Source organism: Arcobacter aquimarinus (assembly GCF_013177635.1).
In the GTDB taxonomy this organism is placed as follows: Bacteria; Campylobacterota; Campylobacteria; order Campylobacterales; family Arcobacteraceae; genus Aliarcobacter; species Aliarcobacter aquimarinus.
This window is the reverse complement of record NZ_CP030944.1, coordinates 1,368,833-1,383,343: the sequence shown is the minus strand read 5'-3', so window position 1 is coordinate 1,383,343 and position 14,511 is coordinate 1,368,833. Positions and strand designations below refer to the sequence as shown.

Sequence of the window (14,511 nt, the reverse complement as noted above, 5' to 3'; positions counted from 1 at the left end):
AAAAAGAAAGAACAAACTTTGAAAATATTACATTTTAGCGATACTCATTTAGGTTTTAATGACCTAGATATTATAAATGAAAACAATATCAACCAAAGAGAAGCGGACTTTTATGATGCTTTTACTCAAGTTGTTGAGCAAATAAAACTAATCAAACCTGATTATATTATCCATACAGGAGATTTATTTCATAGAGCAAGTCCTAGTAATAGAGCTATTACTTATGCACTTGAAAAGTTTAATGAAATAAATGCTTTAAATATTCCATTTATTTTAATAGCTGGAAATCACTCAACACCAAGAACAAATCTAAGTTCTCCTATTTTAAAGATATTTGAGAACTTTAAAAATATCTATGTTTCATATAATCAAGAGTATAAAAAAATAGAGTTTGAAGATGTAGTATTTCATACTTTGCCACATATGAATGATGAAAATATTGCATGTGAGCAAATAAACTCATGTGAAGCAAATATAGATGAAAACAAAAGAAATATTATGATGATGCATTGTAGCGTTGGTGCTTGGTATTTGATGAGTGAGTTTGGAGAGTGGGTATATCCATCAAACAAAGAGTATATATTTGAAAAGATGGATTATGTGGCTCTTGGTCATTGGCATGGTTTTGGAAAAGTTGGAAAACATGAAAATGTTTACTATAGTGGAAGCGTTGAGCGAACCAGTCTAAATGATAAACGAAATTCAAAAGGTTTTATTGTTGCAAATATAAAAGATACACTTACTATAGACTACATTGAGATAAACATAAGAACTATTAGACAAAAAGAGATAGATTGTAGTGATTTGGAAGCTTCAATACAAGCTTTAGATACAAGTGATTGCCAAAATGCAATAGTAGAAGTAAAACTAACAAATCTTACACCACTTGGTTCAATAGATATTCAAAACAAACAAATCAAAGAGTTATTTCCAACTGCTTTAAGTGTTAGTATAAAAAGAGAGTTTAAAAAAGATATTACCTCATCAAATATTGACAATCTTGAAGCTATATCACTTGAAGAGTATTTTTTAGAGCATATAAAAGAGAGTTGTAATGACCTAGAGTATGAAAGACTAAAACAAAAGACACAAGAGTTATTTTCTAAGTATGAAGAGGTAAGTTATGATACTAACTAAACTAAAACTAGAAAACTTTAAAAAGTATAGTTCATTTGAAATCTCTTTTGATTTAGGACTTATAGGAATCATAGGGAAAAATGGTAGTGGAAAATCAACTATTTTTGAAGCTATCTTATTTGCCTTATATGGAGAACTAAAAAACAAAGGTGATAAAGAAGTAGTAAGAAATGCAAATGCTTCACAAAAAGATATAGTAAGTGTTGAACTAGAGTTTGAAATAGGTGAAAGTTTATACAAGATAATAAGAGAGTTTAGAGGAAAGACATTAAGTGCAAATGCAAAACTATATAAAAATGAAGAACTTATAACAACTGGAGCAAAAGAAGTAACAACAGCTATATATAATCTAACAAAGATGAGTAAAGATGCTTTTATGCATACTTTATTTGCTAGTCAAAAAGAATTAACAAGTTTAAGTAATAGTAAACCAGAAGATAGAAAAAAGATGATTAGAAAACTTCTAGGGCTTGAAAAGATTGATTTTGTAGAAAAAGAGTTAATAGAAAAGAGTAGGGAGCTAAAAAGAGAAATAGATGCTTTTAAAGAAGTATTATTAAGTAGTGAAGATATAACTATAAAAAAAGAGAATATAAAAGAGCAAACATCTCAAAAAGAAGAGTTTTTAAAAGAGATAGATAAACAAAGTTTAGTTTTAGAAGAGTTAAATCAAAAAGTTTCTACAATAAAACAAGAGTTAGAACTATTTACAAAAACAAAAGAGCAAAAACAAAGTTTAAAAGCTAGATGTGAACTTCTAACAAATACAATAAACTCTCACCAAAAAACTCAAGAAAAACTACAAAATGAACTAAATACTTTATATACAAAACAAGAAGAGTTAAAAGGCTTACAAACTATAAAGCAAGAGTATATAAATCTACATGAAACTCTAAAAGAGCAAGATAAGCTAAAAGAGTATAGTTTAAGAAAAGATGGATTACTTTTAGAGCAAAAAGAGTTAAGAGAACAATACACAAAAGCAAAGGATAGTATAAAAGTATTAGAGTTTGAAACAAAAGAGCATTTAGAGTTAGTAGAAAAAGAAAAAGAGTTAGATAAGAGTATAGAAAAATATAAACAACTTCTAACAAACAAAGAGTTAGATGAAAAAAGAGTATTACAAGAAATAGCAGGTGAAGAAAAACTAATAGCTGATATAAAAAAGAAAATTGAAAATATCACAACGTTAGGCAAAGAATCAAACTGTCCAACTTGTACAAGACCACTTTTAGATGAGTATGATAGTGTTATATTCTCACTAGAACAAATAGTGCTAAATACACAAAATACAAAGATTGATTTTTCTAAAGAGCAATTAGCAAATATAAAAGACGAAAAAGAAAAACTAGAAGAACTACAAAAAGCATATATAAAAGAGCATTTTGAAATCTCTAAAAAAATAAATCTAATAGAAAATAAAAAAAGAGATTTAGAAGTCCAAAAAGAACACTTTGAAAAAGTGACACAAAAGGGAGTAAAAAACAAAGAAGAGTTAGCAAAACTTGAAATCTATAGTTATGATAAGAACTTACATGAAGAACTGCTTTTAAAACAAAAAGAATTAAAAACTAAGTATGAGTATATACTCTCACTTGAAACTATGCTAAAAAGAGTTGATACTATAAAAGAGGAATTACAAACTTCAATACAAAATCAAGATAAATATAACTTAGAACTTCTACAAAAAGATTTAGAGTATAAAGCTATAAACTATGATGAGGTAAAACATCAAGAAAAATCAAAAGAGTTTGATGAGGTACAAAAACAAAAAGATGCTTTAGTAACTCTCATAAATGATTTAAAAGTAAAAATAGCAACTATTGAAGGGCAAATCAAGACTATAAGTGAGAGTTTACAAAACAATGAAACTCAACTAAAAAAAGTACAAACAAAAAAAGATGACCTAAATGACTATGAAAAAATCAAAATAAATCTAGCAGAGTTTAAAACAAAATTAAACTCAAAAGTAGCTCCACGAATCTCTGATATTGCTTCAAATATGTTTGTACAAATCACAAAAGGAAAATACCAACACATAGAAGTTTCAAATGAGTTTGACTTTTATATCTATGATGAAGGAAAAAAATATCCAATAGAGCGATTTAGTGGTGGAGAAATCGACCTTGCAAACTTGGTTTTAAGAATCGCTATTTCAAAAACCTTGAGCGAACTAAGTGGTGCAAATAGTGTAGAGTTTTTAGCTTTTGATGAAGTTTTTGGAAGTCAAGATGATACAAGACGAATGGAAATACTTGAAGCCTTTCATACAATCAAAGAACAATATAGACAAATATTTTTAATCAGCCATGAAATGGAGATAAAAGAGATGTTTGAACGGGTTTTGGAAGTATAAATTATAAAAAAGGAATTTTAGTTATGAAGAAAATAAATTTATTAATGCTGGACAATATTTTTGTTTCAAATCCTGAAATATTATTAAAAAATTCAGTTAAAGAATATTTAAATTTAGAAGATTTAAAAGAACAAGAAAAAACAACAATAAATAGATTATGTAATATTATAAAAGGTACAAAATTTCATCATCATTTTTTTGAAAATTATTACTTGAATTATCAAATTCCTCAAATTGGGAAAGAATTTGATTTATTAAGAATTAGTGATAAGTTAGTAATTAATATTGAACTAAAATCAGAAGCAATTAGTAATGAAGATATTTTAAAGCAGTTAGAAAGAAACTATTACTATCTATCTTTTTTGAAAAAAGAAATTCATTGTTATACTTTTGTAACTGAAAATTCTATTGATAAATTATATTATTATGATGAAAATATAAAAACAATAACTGAAGTGGAAATAAGTAATTTAATAGTTAATTTAATAAAAATTAATGACTTTGATGATATTAATATTGATGGGTTATTTAATCCAAGTAATTATTTAATATCTCCATTTAATAAAACTGCAGAGTTTTTAAAAGGTGAATATTTTTTAACTAAACAACAAGAACAGATTAAAAATACAATTCTGAAAAAAATTGATGAAAATTGTCAAAATAAAATATTTTCTATTTCAGGTGCAGCAGGAACTGGAAAAACTTTACTTACTTATGATATAGCTAAAGAGTTAAAAAATCTTGGTAAAAATATTACTGTAATTCATTGTGCACAGAAAAACAATGGCATTTATGATTTAATAGAAAATGGATGGAATATTAAAGCTATAAAAGAATATAAAGTTGGAACATTAACATCTGATGTAATTATTTTTGATGAATCTCAAAGGATTAGTAAATATCAATTAGATAGCATTCTAAAAAATGAACAAAATTATATAATTTTTTCACATGATGTTAATCAAAAATTAAACACTTCAAACCAAGCAGAAGAAGTTGTATCTTATATTGAAAAAATTGCAAATAAATATATTTTAACAAATAAAGTAAGACATAATAAAAATCTTGCTTCATTTTTAAAAAAGTTTTTTGATTTAAGCACAATAAAAATTGATGAATTATCAAAAGATGATTATAAAAATATTTCATTTTATTTTACTAATGAGTTAGATGATGCAAGATTATATGTTGAATATTTAAAATCTATAGGTTGGGAACATATTTATTTAACCAATAGTTTAAGAACAGCTGAACCATTGGATAATGTGAAATTTTCATCAAATAATAGTTCTCATCAAGCCATCGGACAAGAGTATGATAATGTTGTAATAGTTATAAATGAATATTTTTATTATACTGAACAATTAAAACTTAGTTACAATGCAAGATATTATTATAACCCTTTGGAGACATTGTTTCAAGCAATAACACGTACTAGAAAAAAACTTAAATTAGTAATTATTAATAATGAAAAAGTATATAAAAAGTGTATTCAGATAATAAATAGAGAATAATTTTAATAAACATTTCAATCTGTAATACTTTTAACCTCAATCTTAAATATTTTATATAATCTATAAAATTATTTAAAATAGGGGTTTGAAATGAAAATTACTATTGACACTTTTGTATCTAATAGGATACAATAAATGTATCAGATAAGACAAACTAATCAATTTTCATCTTGGTTATCAAAACTAAAAGATGTTAAAGGAAAAGTTTCAATTTTTAGAAGAATTGACAGAATCCGAAAAGGCAATTTTGGAGACTATAAATCTGTTGGCGGAAATATATTTGAGCTTAGATTTACTATTGGACCAGCTTATAGAGTTTATTATACAAAAGTTGAAGATGAAATAATTCTTTTATTAATTGCTGGAGATAAATCTACACAAAGTGAAGATATAAAAAAAGCAAAAGAACTTGAAAAGGAGTATTCAAATGAAAAATGAATTAACAGATTTTGATATATCACAATATTTAGACAATAAAGAAGTAATTGCAGAATACTTAACTCAAGTTTTAGAAGATGGTGATATTGATGAATTGATGATGGCTATTGGAAATATTGCAAAAGCAAAAGGACTAACTCAAATATCAAAAGATTCAGGACTTGGAAGAGAGAGTTTATATAAAACTTTTAATAAAGGTGCAAAACCAAGATTTGATACAGTTGTAAGAGTTTTAAATTCATTAGGCATTCATTTAAAAGCAACTGTATAAAAAATTAGGCATAAAAAAAACCAAGCTTAAACTCAAAGTTTTAAGGCTTACTGGGTGTCGTGCGAGAATTATATAAAACTTTATATTCTTGTCAATTATTTAAACCTCATCTAAAAAGATGAGTCGTCCCGTAGGAATTAGAACATAATTGTAACTTACAATTATAATATATTTGAAAATCGTAAATATAAAATCAAATTAGATATAATAGCCCAATATAAGGATTGAAAATGACTCAAGATATAATCATTAACTATTTAACAGAACATAAAGAGCAATTCAAAAAAGATTTTGGTATTACAAAAATTGGTCTTTTTGGCTCATACGCTAGAAATGAAGCTAAAAATGATAGTGATATAGATATATTAATCGAATTGAAAAAAGATTTAACAGATATTTATGAAAAAAAATCTTTATTAAAAGAGATTATGGAAAAAGCATTTGATAAGAAAGTAGATATTGCAAGGGAAAAATATCTAAAACCTCTTCTAAAAGATGAAGTTTTAAAAGAAGTAAAATATGTCTAAAATAAAACTAGAATATCACCAAGAAATAGACAATAAAATAGTAAAAAAAGAGTTAGAGTTTGAAGAGGATTTGATAAAAGTTCCATACTCTAAAACTTCACTTTTTGTCTCAAAAGTTGAGGGTAAATCTATGCAACCAGTTATTCTTGATAACTCTTTGGTTGTTGCTGATTTATCTCAAAAAGAGTTTGAAGATGAAGCTATATTTTTGATTCACAAAGATGAAAATATGTGGATAAAAAAAGCTAGTCTTATAGAGCAAAAAGAGTTTTTTGTATCTATAAATCCTGATTTTTCTCATCTTGTTTATAAAAAAGAGGATTGTAGAATCATCGCAAAAGTTTTAATATATTTTGAAAATGAAAACTAATCAAATAATCATATTTTACGATAAAGAGTGTCCTTTTTGTAAAAACTATACAAATTTTTTGAAGTTAAAAAAGAATTTTGATTTAAAACTAATAGATGCTAGAAAAAATAAAATAGAACTAGAAAATATTTGCAAAAACTTAGATATAAACGAGGGTTTCATAGTTGTATATAAAGATGATTGTTTTCAAGGAGCTAAAGCTTTAGAGTTTTTAAATAGTGCAGTTGATAAAACTACGATTTTGGGAAAATTGCATTTTTTCTTTGCTTATGACAATACTTTTTCAAAGCTTTTATATAAAATCCTTTTTATTTTGAGAAAATTTATACTTTTTATTTTAAGAAAAGATAGCAAAATCTAATCTTTTCTTAATAGTTAAAATCACTCATAAAAAGAGTCTATATTTTTTTTGTGTCTAGATGCCCACTCTTCAAAACTCAAAGCAGACTCTTTTTTAACTTTTTCTTTACACTCTTGATATATCTCTTCAGCTTTTTCTTTTGGAATAACGGCTACACCTTCCTCATCAGCAACTATTATATCTCCTGGATTTACATTTATTCCACCTGCAATTATTGGTGTGTTTACTGGAACAGCTTGTTTTTTTGTTCCTGGCATTGCTAAAACACCTCGTCCAAACACTGGAATTTTATTTTCTCTAATCTCTGCGATATCCCTTACAACTCCATCAATCACAAAACCTACAATTCCTCTTTTATAAGCTATCATTGCTACATTTCCACCAATTACTGCATAATCCATTGTATTTGATTGTGCTACGATTATAGAACCAACTGGTGCTTCATAAATAGCTCTATGAAGTGCTAGATTTTCTCCTGCAACCATATTTACAGTAAATGCAGGACCTGAGATTCTAGGAATATTTGACCAAAGCTCTTTTATTCCAGCATCCATAAAACTTTCTCTTTTTAAAGTTCCTGCATAGTCACAAGGTGAAATTTCACTAAATTTTTTATAATCCACATATTCTCCTTATTATTGGTAAGAAATATTACACTATTAAAATAAAAAGTTGCAAATACTTATAAAATGAATAATACAATTTTCATTATCAATAGGATAAAATAAGATATGTCAAATACAAAAACACTACATCCCAGAAATTTTCATAATAATAGGTATGATTTTACTACTTTAATAAAATCTCAAGATAGTCTAAAAGAGTTTGTAAAACCAAATAAATATGGTGATTTATCAATAGACTTTGCCAATCCTGATGCTGTTATTGCTTTAAATAAAGCCTTATTATCGCATTTTTATGGAATCAAAAATTGGGAAATTCCAAAAGGATATTTATGTCCTCCAATTCCTGGACGAGCTGATTATATTCATCATATTGCTGATTTGTTAGCTTCAAATAACAATGGAAAAATTCCTAAAGGAAAAGCTATAAAAGGTTTAGATGTTGGAGTTGGAGCAAATTGTATCTATCCTATTATTGGTGTTAGCATTTATGGTTGGCAGTTTTTAGGAAGTGATATAGAAAAAGTTTCTATTGAATCAGTTTTAAATATCATAAATTCAAATGAAATTTTAAAAGAAAATATCAAAGTAAAACAGCAAGAAAATCCTTCTAATATTTTTGTAAATATTATCAATAAAGATGAAAAATATGATTTTACCTTGTGCAATCCACCTTTTCATAAATCATTAGATGAAGCATTAGCAGGAAACAAAAGAAAAGTTCAAAACCTCACAAAACAAAAAAGTACAAAAAGTGCTTTGAATTTTGGTGGAAAAAACAATGAACTTTGGTGTGAAGGTGGAGAAATAACATTTATTAAAAATATGATAAAAGAGAGTTTGGAGTTTTCAAAGAATTGTCTTTGGTTTACAACTCTTGTATCAAAAAAAGAGAATCTTCCTTTTATTTATAAAGCATTAAAAGATATAAAAGCAGTAGAAGTAAAAACAATAGAAATGGCACACGGTCAAAAAATAAGCCGAATAGTAGCTTGGACTTTTTTATCTAAAGATGAGCAAAAAAAATTTAAAATTTAAAAAATATTAAATAAAATAATTACTTCTTAAATATAATTTAATTAAAATCTTTAACTAATTATTTTAAATAGGTTTATTATGAAATTTGTTTTTTTCTCTGTGCTTTTATTAGCTGATTTCTTATTTTCAAATTCTTTGGATAATTTACTCCAACAATATGATTCAAATAATAATAAATCATTAAAAACAGTAGATGAAAAACTAGGACATGTTTTTATCTATTCTCAAAAAGATATTCAACAAATGCAATATCATAAATTAAACGATATTTTAAAAGAACTTCCTTTACTAAATTTAAATAAAAATAGATTTGGTACAAATAATTTAGCTATTGCAGGCTCAAAGGGAAATATTAGTGGATTTTATAGAGTTTTTATAAATGACCATGAAATAAGTTCTGCATATAGTAAAAATTCTTCAAATTCTTGGGGTGATTTGCCTTTAGATTTTATTGATTATTTAGAAATTTATTATGGTGAAAGTTCTTTTACCACAGGAACTGAAACAGGTATTTATTTCATAAAACTTTATACAAAAAAAGCTGTTAAAGAAAATGGTAGTGAAGTAAATTTGAAAGTATCATCACAAGGTTCAAATTCTCAATCTATTATGAATTCCAAATTACTTGAAAATGGATGGTCATATTTATTATATTTAAATAATGAAAATCAAAAAGACCACACTGATTATAAAAATACTAAATTGTTAAATGATGCCAAAAAAAGATATTTATTTTTGGATATTAGTGATGAAAACACAAATATCAACCTTGCATATACAGACTTAAAAAAAGACAACTATATAGGTTTTTCTCTTGATTCTATACCAGATGATGGTGAAGTTTTAACAAAAGATTTTTATATTGATGTGTCTAAATATTTTTTATATGATAAATCTTTAAAAATAAATTTTTCAGTTGATGTAAATGAAATAGATTATAAAGAATCAAATGCTACAGGTTTAAATTTCATACCAGTATTAAACTTTCCAATTATGAATAATTATCCAAATAAAATTGAAGAGGATTTAAAATCTACTAAATTTAAAGCAGGTATAACAAAATCTTTCGAATATAAAAATAATAATTTTTTAACTGGATTAAATTTTTCAAAGAAAAAATACAATACTGAAAATATTGTTATAAATCAAAATACAATTATTCCTCAATATACAAATTTTGATGAAGAAAATGTTTTATCTGTAATTTTTCAGAATGATTATAAAGTAAAAGATGATTTGATACTAGTAGCAAATGCCAAGTTTGATGAATATAAAAGAAATGGATTTTTAGAAAATATTGATGAAGAACTTTATAGAATAGGGGCTATTTATACACCATTTGAAAATTTTGGTTTAAAAACTTTTTATACAAAAAGTTATTTACCACCTTCTTTTTTTAATATTGATTATTCATTAGTAAATAAAAATTTAAATGTACAAAAGTATAAATTTTATACGATAGAAACGGTTTATACCACAGAAAAATCTAAATTTGGAATCACTTATCATAATGTTAAAATTGATGATTTTATATATTTTGATTCAAATGTAGGTTTTGTAAATATACAAGATAAAATAAAAACTTCTGGATTAATATTTAGTTATGAGTATTTGTTTTCTGATTATAATAAATTACAATTAAATTATTTTATGACGGATATCAATCAAAATATTAATAATTCAAATAATGGTGGATATATCAAATATATGGGAAGTTATAATAAATTTGAATATTTTACTTCACTGAATTATAGAAATGGTTATAAATATTTGGATTTAACTGTTGATTCTTCTTATGATATGAGTTTTGGAATTGCTTATAATATAAATAAAAATTTAAAATTGAGTTTGAAAGCTAATAATATATTTAATGATTCTACTCAATCTATCTATAATGATTCTGGTAATAATTTTACACTTAATGATAGTTCTTCAAGTGTAACAACTTCGCTAAAATGGTTGTTTTAATGAAAAATATACTATTTTTGATATCTCTAATAACTTTTGGTTTTTCTAGCCAATATACTTTTTTAATAGATAAATATGATGAAGAAATGGAATTGGAAGCAAAAATTATTTCAAATATTTCTACAGCTTTGAAAAAAGATAAGATAAAACTTTTTATACCAAAAATTTCGAATGTTGAAAGAGATATATATTCAAAATTTTTTACTATAGTAGATGATTGTAAAGATGCAAATTTTATTTTTGAAAAGAGAAGTTTTGGAAAAGATTCTTATTGTGAAGATGAAAATAAGTTATTTTTTACAAATAATTATCAAAAACTTTTACATAACAAATCATACATAGGGGCATTTTTTTGGAATAAAAGTAGACCTAATATAATTTTAGTAAAAAATAGGTTATTGAAAGAGAATATAAACTTATCTTCTGATTATGAAAAATTTATTGAAGATATAAGATGAAAAAAATATTCAATATGACAAGATCTTTTTATTTGATAGTTTTAAGTGTTATTGTATCTTTTTTGTTGCTGTTATTATTGTATGGAACAATAAAATTAGAAGAAAAGATTGAAACTAAAATGGTTTCTATTTCTACAATTGATGTTTTAGCGATAGTAAAAAATAGTGCTACTTTAATTCAAAATACTTTGGATAAAAATCAAAATTTATCAGAGCAAATTTTAAATGATGAAAATTTACAAAATAAAATAGAGAAAAAATTAGAATTATTAATTACTCCTAATATAAAATATGCTTATCTTTTATATAAAGATTCAAGAGGAGTTTTTCGTTTTCTAGCAGATGGTGCTTCTTCAAAAGAAAAAGCTTTCCCAAATCAAAAGTTTGATATTGAAACATCTCAATGGTTAGATATTTATACAAATAAAAAACCTTTAAGTATTGAGCATAAATACTTACAAGAATTATCTATTAGTTATTTATTTCCTATTTTAAATAATAAGAAAGATGTTGAGCTTATACTAGTTATTGACTTTTCTATTAAAAAAATTGAAGAAATAAATGAAATAATAACTTTAATGAAAAATGGAATAATTTTGATTGTTTCTATAGTTATATTATTTCTTTTTATTTTAATCATTCAAACTATAAAATATTTAAATATAAAAAAGAGTTCACTTATTGATAAATTAACAAATGTGTATAATAGAAATTATCTTCATGAACTTCAAAATAATTTAAATTTAAATGATTATATATTATCTACTTTAGATATTGATTTTTTTAAAAAAATAAATGATACTTTCGGACATGATGTAGGCGATAAGGTACTAAAAGAAGTAGCTAATACAATATTATTATCGGTTAGAGATAAAGAAGATATTGTTATTAGATATGGTGGGGAAGAGTTTATTATTCTTACAAAAGTAAAAAATAATCAACATCAAAGTGCTTTAAATGTTATTGAAAGAATTTTAAAAATTATTGAAGAACATAAGTTTTATTATAATGAAGAGAATTTTTTAAAATTAACAGTTTCTATTGGAGTAAATCTATTTCCTTCAAAATCAAAAAATTTTATGGAAGCTTTTAAATTAGCAGATATTTCCCTTTATGAAGCTAAAAAGAAGGGTAGAAATAACATCCAAATTTATCAGAAAAATTAAGAATCACTTTTTAATATATTAAAATATTCAACTCTACTTATTTCACTAGCTCCCAAACTAGCTAAATGGTCGTTATAAACTTGACAATCTATAATTTTGATTTCATTATCTTTTGCCCATTGGCAAAGGTGATAAAAAGCAACTTTTGAAGCATCTGTTACCTTTGAAAACATACTTTCTCCACAAAAAACATCACCAATAACAAGTCCATAAAGTCCACCAACTAACTCATCATTTAAATATGTTTCAATAGAAAAGGCAATCTCAAGTTCAAATAAATTTGTATAAGCTTCTATGAATTCTTCACTTATCCAAGTGCTATCTTCATGTTTTCTTTTTATATTTGCACATTCACGCATAACTTTTTCAAAGTTTTCATTTGATTTAACTACAAAACCTTTGCTTGTAATGGATTTTTTTAGGCTTTTAGATATTTTCATCTCACTTGGATTTAAAACCATTCTTTTATTTGGTGAGAACCAATGGATATAACCATAATCATCAACATACCAAGGAAAAATTCCATTTTCATAAGCATTTATTAGTCTTTGAGGATGAAAGTCACCACCAACAGCAACTAAATCATCTTTCATCATCTCTAAAGTTGGAAAATCAAAGTTTTCATCATCAAGTAAATATATTTTATTTTTTTTGTCAAGTATTTTCATGTTTGTATTTTATTGAAAAAAATGTTAATATCCGACCAATTTAAAAGAAAAAGATAGGAATTTATGGCAAATAGTTATAAAAGAATAGATGCACATCTGTCAAGTTTAGGATATTGTACAAGAAGTGAAGCAAAGAAGTTTTTGAAAATTTTTGAAGTTTTTGTAAAAGATAAAAGAGTTTTTGATGTATCTTTAAAGGCTAATCATGAAGATGTTTTTATAAATAATGAACCACTAGATGCCCAAACAATTACAATATTATTAAATAAACCAAGCGGTTATATATGTTCTCACAACGATGCAGGAAGTTTGATTTATTCGTTGTTACCCGAACGTTGGAATAGAAGAAATCCAAAAATCTCAACAGTTGGAAGACTTGATGTTGATACAACAGGAGCAATTATTTTAACAGATAATGGAGACTTAAACCATAAACTAACAAGTCCCAAAAGTGATGTTATAAAAGTTTATGAAGCAACATTGGCTGAGCCTTTAAAAGGTGATGAATCACAAATTTTTGCAAGCGGTGAACTGATGTTAAATGGTGAAAAAAAACCTTTACTTCCAGCTATGCTTGAAATTATATCTCCAACATTAGTACGACTTGAAATAGTTGAAGGAAAATATCATCAAGTAAAAAGAATGTTCGCAGCAGTTGGAAATAGGGTGATTAAACTTCACAGAGTTAGTTTTGCAGGATTTCAAATAGATGATTTAAAAGAAGGAGAGTATAAGTTCATAGAACTTTAACACTCCTCTTTTTTTGTAATAGTCCAATCTTTATGCTCTTGTTTTAGTCTATCAATCTCTTTTTGAGTTAAATCAAGATATTTCATTTTTTTTCCATCAAAAATGATGCATGAAAAAGTTTCTTCTTTTTTAAATAGATTTTTTATAGTTTCAAACATCATCTTTTCTTTAACTAAATTTTGCTTTTATTTTATTTTCTAATTCTAAAACTGTTTCTATTGCATCTTTTTCATGATTTGAAAAACCCCAATTTACTAAAACAGAATCAACACCTGCTTTTGTAGCTGCCATAATATCTTTGTGTGAATCCCCAATTAGTTGGGCATTTTGTTTTTCTATATTGTGTTTATCTAAGATTTTATAAACCATTTCAGGATGTGGCTTTGGATTTTTTACACTGTCATATCCTAAAATAGTTGAAAAATATTTTGCTAATCCCACATGATTTAACATTTTGTAAGCATAAGCAGAATTTGCATTTGTTGCAACTGCTAAAGTAAAATCACCTTTTAAATCATCAATCAATTTAGAAATACCATCATAAACAACCAAATCACTCAAACAATGCTCATTATAATACTCTTCAAAAAGCTTAGTTTGTTGTTTTGTGAACTCTTTTGTTCCATAAAAAAACTCAGCAGAGTTTATAGATGGGTCATTTACTTTTTCTAAAATATGATTTTTTTCTAATTTCTCAAAACCTAGATTTTCTCTTACATAATTTATAGTATTTGTGATAGCATAACCACTATCTATTAGTGTTCCGTCCATATCGAACATTATTAAACGCATTTATTTCCTTATTTTATTATGGATATTTTTAATAAGAAATAGCATAACATAATAGTACTTAACAATAAAAAATT

Annotated in this window: 17 protein-coding genes; 13 read left to right on the top strand and 4 right to left on the bottom strand. The window is 25.1% G+C overall.

Annotation, left to right across the window (positions count from 1 at the left end; all coding sequences use genetic code 11):
* The first annotated feature begins 18 nt into the window (after nucleotides 1-18).
* The 8 genes from AAQM_RS06855 to AAQM_RS06820 all read left to right on the top strand — a co-directional run bounded on the left by AAQM_RS06855 (nucleotide 19) and on the right by AAQM_RS06820 (nucleotide 6,974).
* Complete coding sequence (locus tag AAQM_RS06855) at nucleotides 19-1,137, top strand: metallophosphoesterase family protein (protein ID WP_129094561.1); 1,119 nt, start codon at nucleotides 19-21, stop codon at nucleotides 1,135-1,137.
* Nucleotides 1,124-3,493: an AAA family ATPase gene (locus AAQM_RS06850; protein ID WP_129094560.1), complete on the top strand. Its 2,370-nt coding sequence runs from the start codon at nucleotides 1,124-1,126 to the stop codon at nucleotides 3,491-3,493. The genes AAQM_RS06855 and AAQM_RS06850 overlap by 14 nt, the downstream gene beginning before the upstream one ends.
* A 23-nt stretch (nucleotides 3,494-3,516) precedes the next feature.
* Nucleotides 3,517-5,007 (top strand): ATP-binding protein, encoded by a 1,491-nt coding sequence (locus AAQM_RS06845; protein WP_129094559.1) that lies wholly within the window; start codon nucleotides 3,517-3,519, stop codon nucleotides 5,005-5,007.
* Nucleotides 5,008-5,142: 135 nt separating this feature from the next.
* The gene (locus AAQM_RS06840) at nucleotides 5,143-5,445 is read left to right on the top strand and encodes a type II toxin-antitoxin system RelE/ParE family toxin (protein WP_129094558.1); all 303 of its coding nucleotides are present in this window, start codon (nucleotides 5,143-5,145) and stop codon (nucleotides 5,443-5,445) included.
* Nucleotides 5,435-5,716 (top strand): addiction module antidote protein, encoded by a 282-nt coding sequence (locus AAQM_RS06835; RefSeq protein WP_129094557.1) that lies wholly within the window; start codon nucleotides 5,435-5,437, stop codon nucleotides 5,714-5,716. Before AAQM_RS06840 ends, AAQM_RS06835 begins: the two co-directional genes overlap by 11 nt.
* Nucleotides 5,717-5,946: 230 nt before the next feature.
* The gene (locus tag AAQM_RS06830) at nucleotides 5,947-6,243 is read left to right on the top strand and encodes a nucleotidyltransferase family protein (RefSeq protein ID WP_129094556.1); all 297 of its coding nucleotides are present in this window, start codon (nucleotides 5,947-5,949) and stop codon (nucleotides 6,241-6,243) included.
* A complete protein-coding gene (locus AAQM_RS06825) occupies nucleotides 6,236-6,613 on the top strand; it encodes a S24 family peptidase (RefSeq protein WP_129094555.1) in 378 nt (125 codons plus the stop codon). Before AAQM_RS06830 ends, AAQM_RS06825 begins: the two co-directional genes overlap by 8 nt.
* Entirely contained in the window at nucleotides 6,603-6,974 is a 372-nt protein-coding gene (locus AAQM_RS06820) for a DCC1-like thiol-disulfide oxidoreductase family protein (protein ID WP_129094554.1), read from the top strand. Before AAQM_RS06825 ends, AAQM_RS06820 begins: the two co-directional genes overlap by 11 nt.
* Before the next feature lie 20 nt (nucleotides 6,975-6,994).
* Here AAQM_RS06820 and AAQM_RS06815 read toward each other — a convergent pair whose 3' ends face one another.
* The gene (locus AAQM_RS06815) at nucleotides 6,995-7,597 is read right to left on the bottom strand and encodes an RraA family protein (RefSeq protein ID WP_129094553.1); all 603 of its coding nucleotides are present in this window, start codon (nucleotides 7,595-7,597) and stop codon (nucleotides 6,995-6,997) included.
* 108 nt (nucleotides 7,598-7,705) lie between these two features.
* Here AAQM_RS06815 and rlmF point away from each other — a divergent pair, with 108 nt between their 5' ends.
* The 4 genes from rlmF (at nucleotide 7,706) to AAQM_RS06795 (ending at nucleotide 12,227) form a co-directional block, all read left to right on the top strand.
* Nucleotides 7,706-8,635 (top strand): 23S rRNA (adenine(1618)-N(6))-methyltransferase RlmF, encoded by a 930-nt coding sequence (gene rlmF, locus AAQM_RS06810; protein ID WP_129094552.1) that lies wholly within the window; start codon nucleotides 7,706-7,708, stop codon nucleotides 8,633-8,635.
* 78 nt (nucleotides 8,636-8,713) lie between these two features.
* Entirely contained in the window at nucleotides 8,714-10,603 is a 1,890-nt protein-coding gene (locus tag AAQM_RS06805) for a TonB-dependent receptor plug domain-containing protein (protein ID WP_129094551.1), read from the top strand.
* Entirely contained in the window at nucleotides 10,603-11,061 is a 459-nt protein-coding gene (locus AAQM_RS06800) for a hypothetical protein (protein WP_129094550.1), read from the top strand. The genes AAQM_RS06805 and AAQM_RS06800 overlap by 1 nt, the downstream gene beginning before the upstream one ends.
* Nucleotides 11,058-12,227 carry a GGDEF domain-containing protein gene (locus tag AAQM_RS06795; protein ID WP_228254494.1) on the top strand — a complete coding sequence of 390 codons (1,170 nt, stop codon included), beginning with the start codon at nucleotides 11,058-11,060 and terminating at the stop codon, nucleotides 12,225-12,227. Before AAQM_RS06800 ends, AAQM_RS06795 begins: the two co-directional genes overlap by 4 nt.
* On the opposite strand, the gene aat is transcribed toward AAQM_RS06795, so the two are convergent.
* Nucleotides 12,224-12,895, bottom strand: coding sequence for a leucyl/phenylalanyl-tRNA--protein transferase (gene aat, locus AAQM_RS06790; RefSeq protein ID WP_129094549.1), 672 nt, complete (start codon nucleotides 12,893-12,895; stop codon nucleotides 12,224-12,226). The genes AAQM_RS06795 and aat overlap by 4 nt on opposite strands.
* A 63-nt stretch (nucleotides 12,896-12,958) precedes the next feature.
* Here aat and AAQM_RS06785 point away from each other — a divergent pair, with 63 nt between their 5' ends.
* Nucleotides 12,959-13,645, top strand: a complete 687-nt coding sequence (locus AAQM_RS06785) for a pseudouridine synthase (RefSeq protein ID WP_129094548.1) — start codon at nucleotides 12,959-12,961, stop codon at nucleotides 13,643-13,645.
* On the opposite strand, the gene AAQM_RS06780 is transcribed toward AAQM_RS06785, so the two are convergent.
* Both AAQM_RS06780 and AAQM_RS06775 read right to left on the bottom strand, forming a co-directional pair.
* A complete protein-coding gene (locus AAQM_RS06780; RefSeq protein ID WP_164967028.1) occupies nucleotides 13,642-13,803 on the bottom strand; it encodes a hypothetical protein in 162 nt (53 codons plus the stop codon). The genes AAQM_RS06785 and AAQM_RS06780 overlap by 4 nt on opposite strands.
* Before the next feature lie 10 nt (nucleotides 13,804-13,813).
* Nucleotides 13,814-14,437, bottom strand: a complete 624-nt coding sequence (locus tag AAQM_RS06775; protein WP_129094547.1) for an HAD family hydrolase — start codon at nucleotides 14,435-14,437, stop codon at nucleotides 13,814-13,816.
* Nucleotides 14,438-14,511 lie beyond the last annotated feature (74 nt).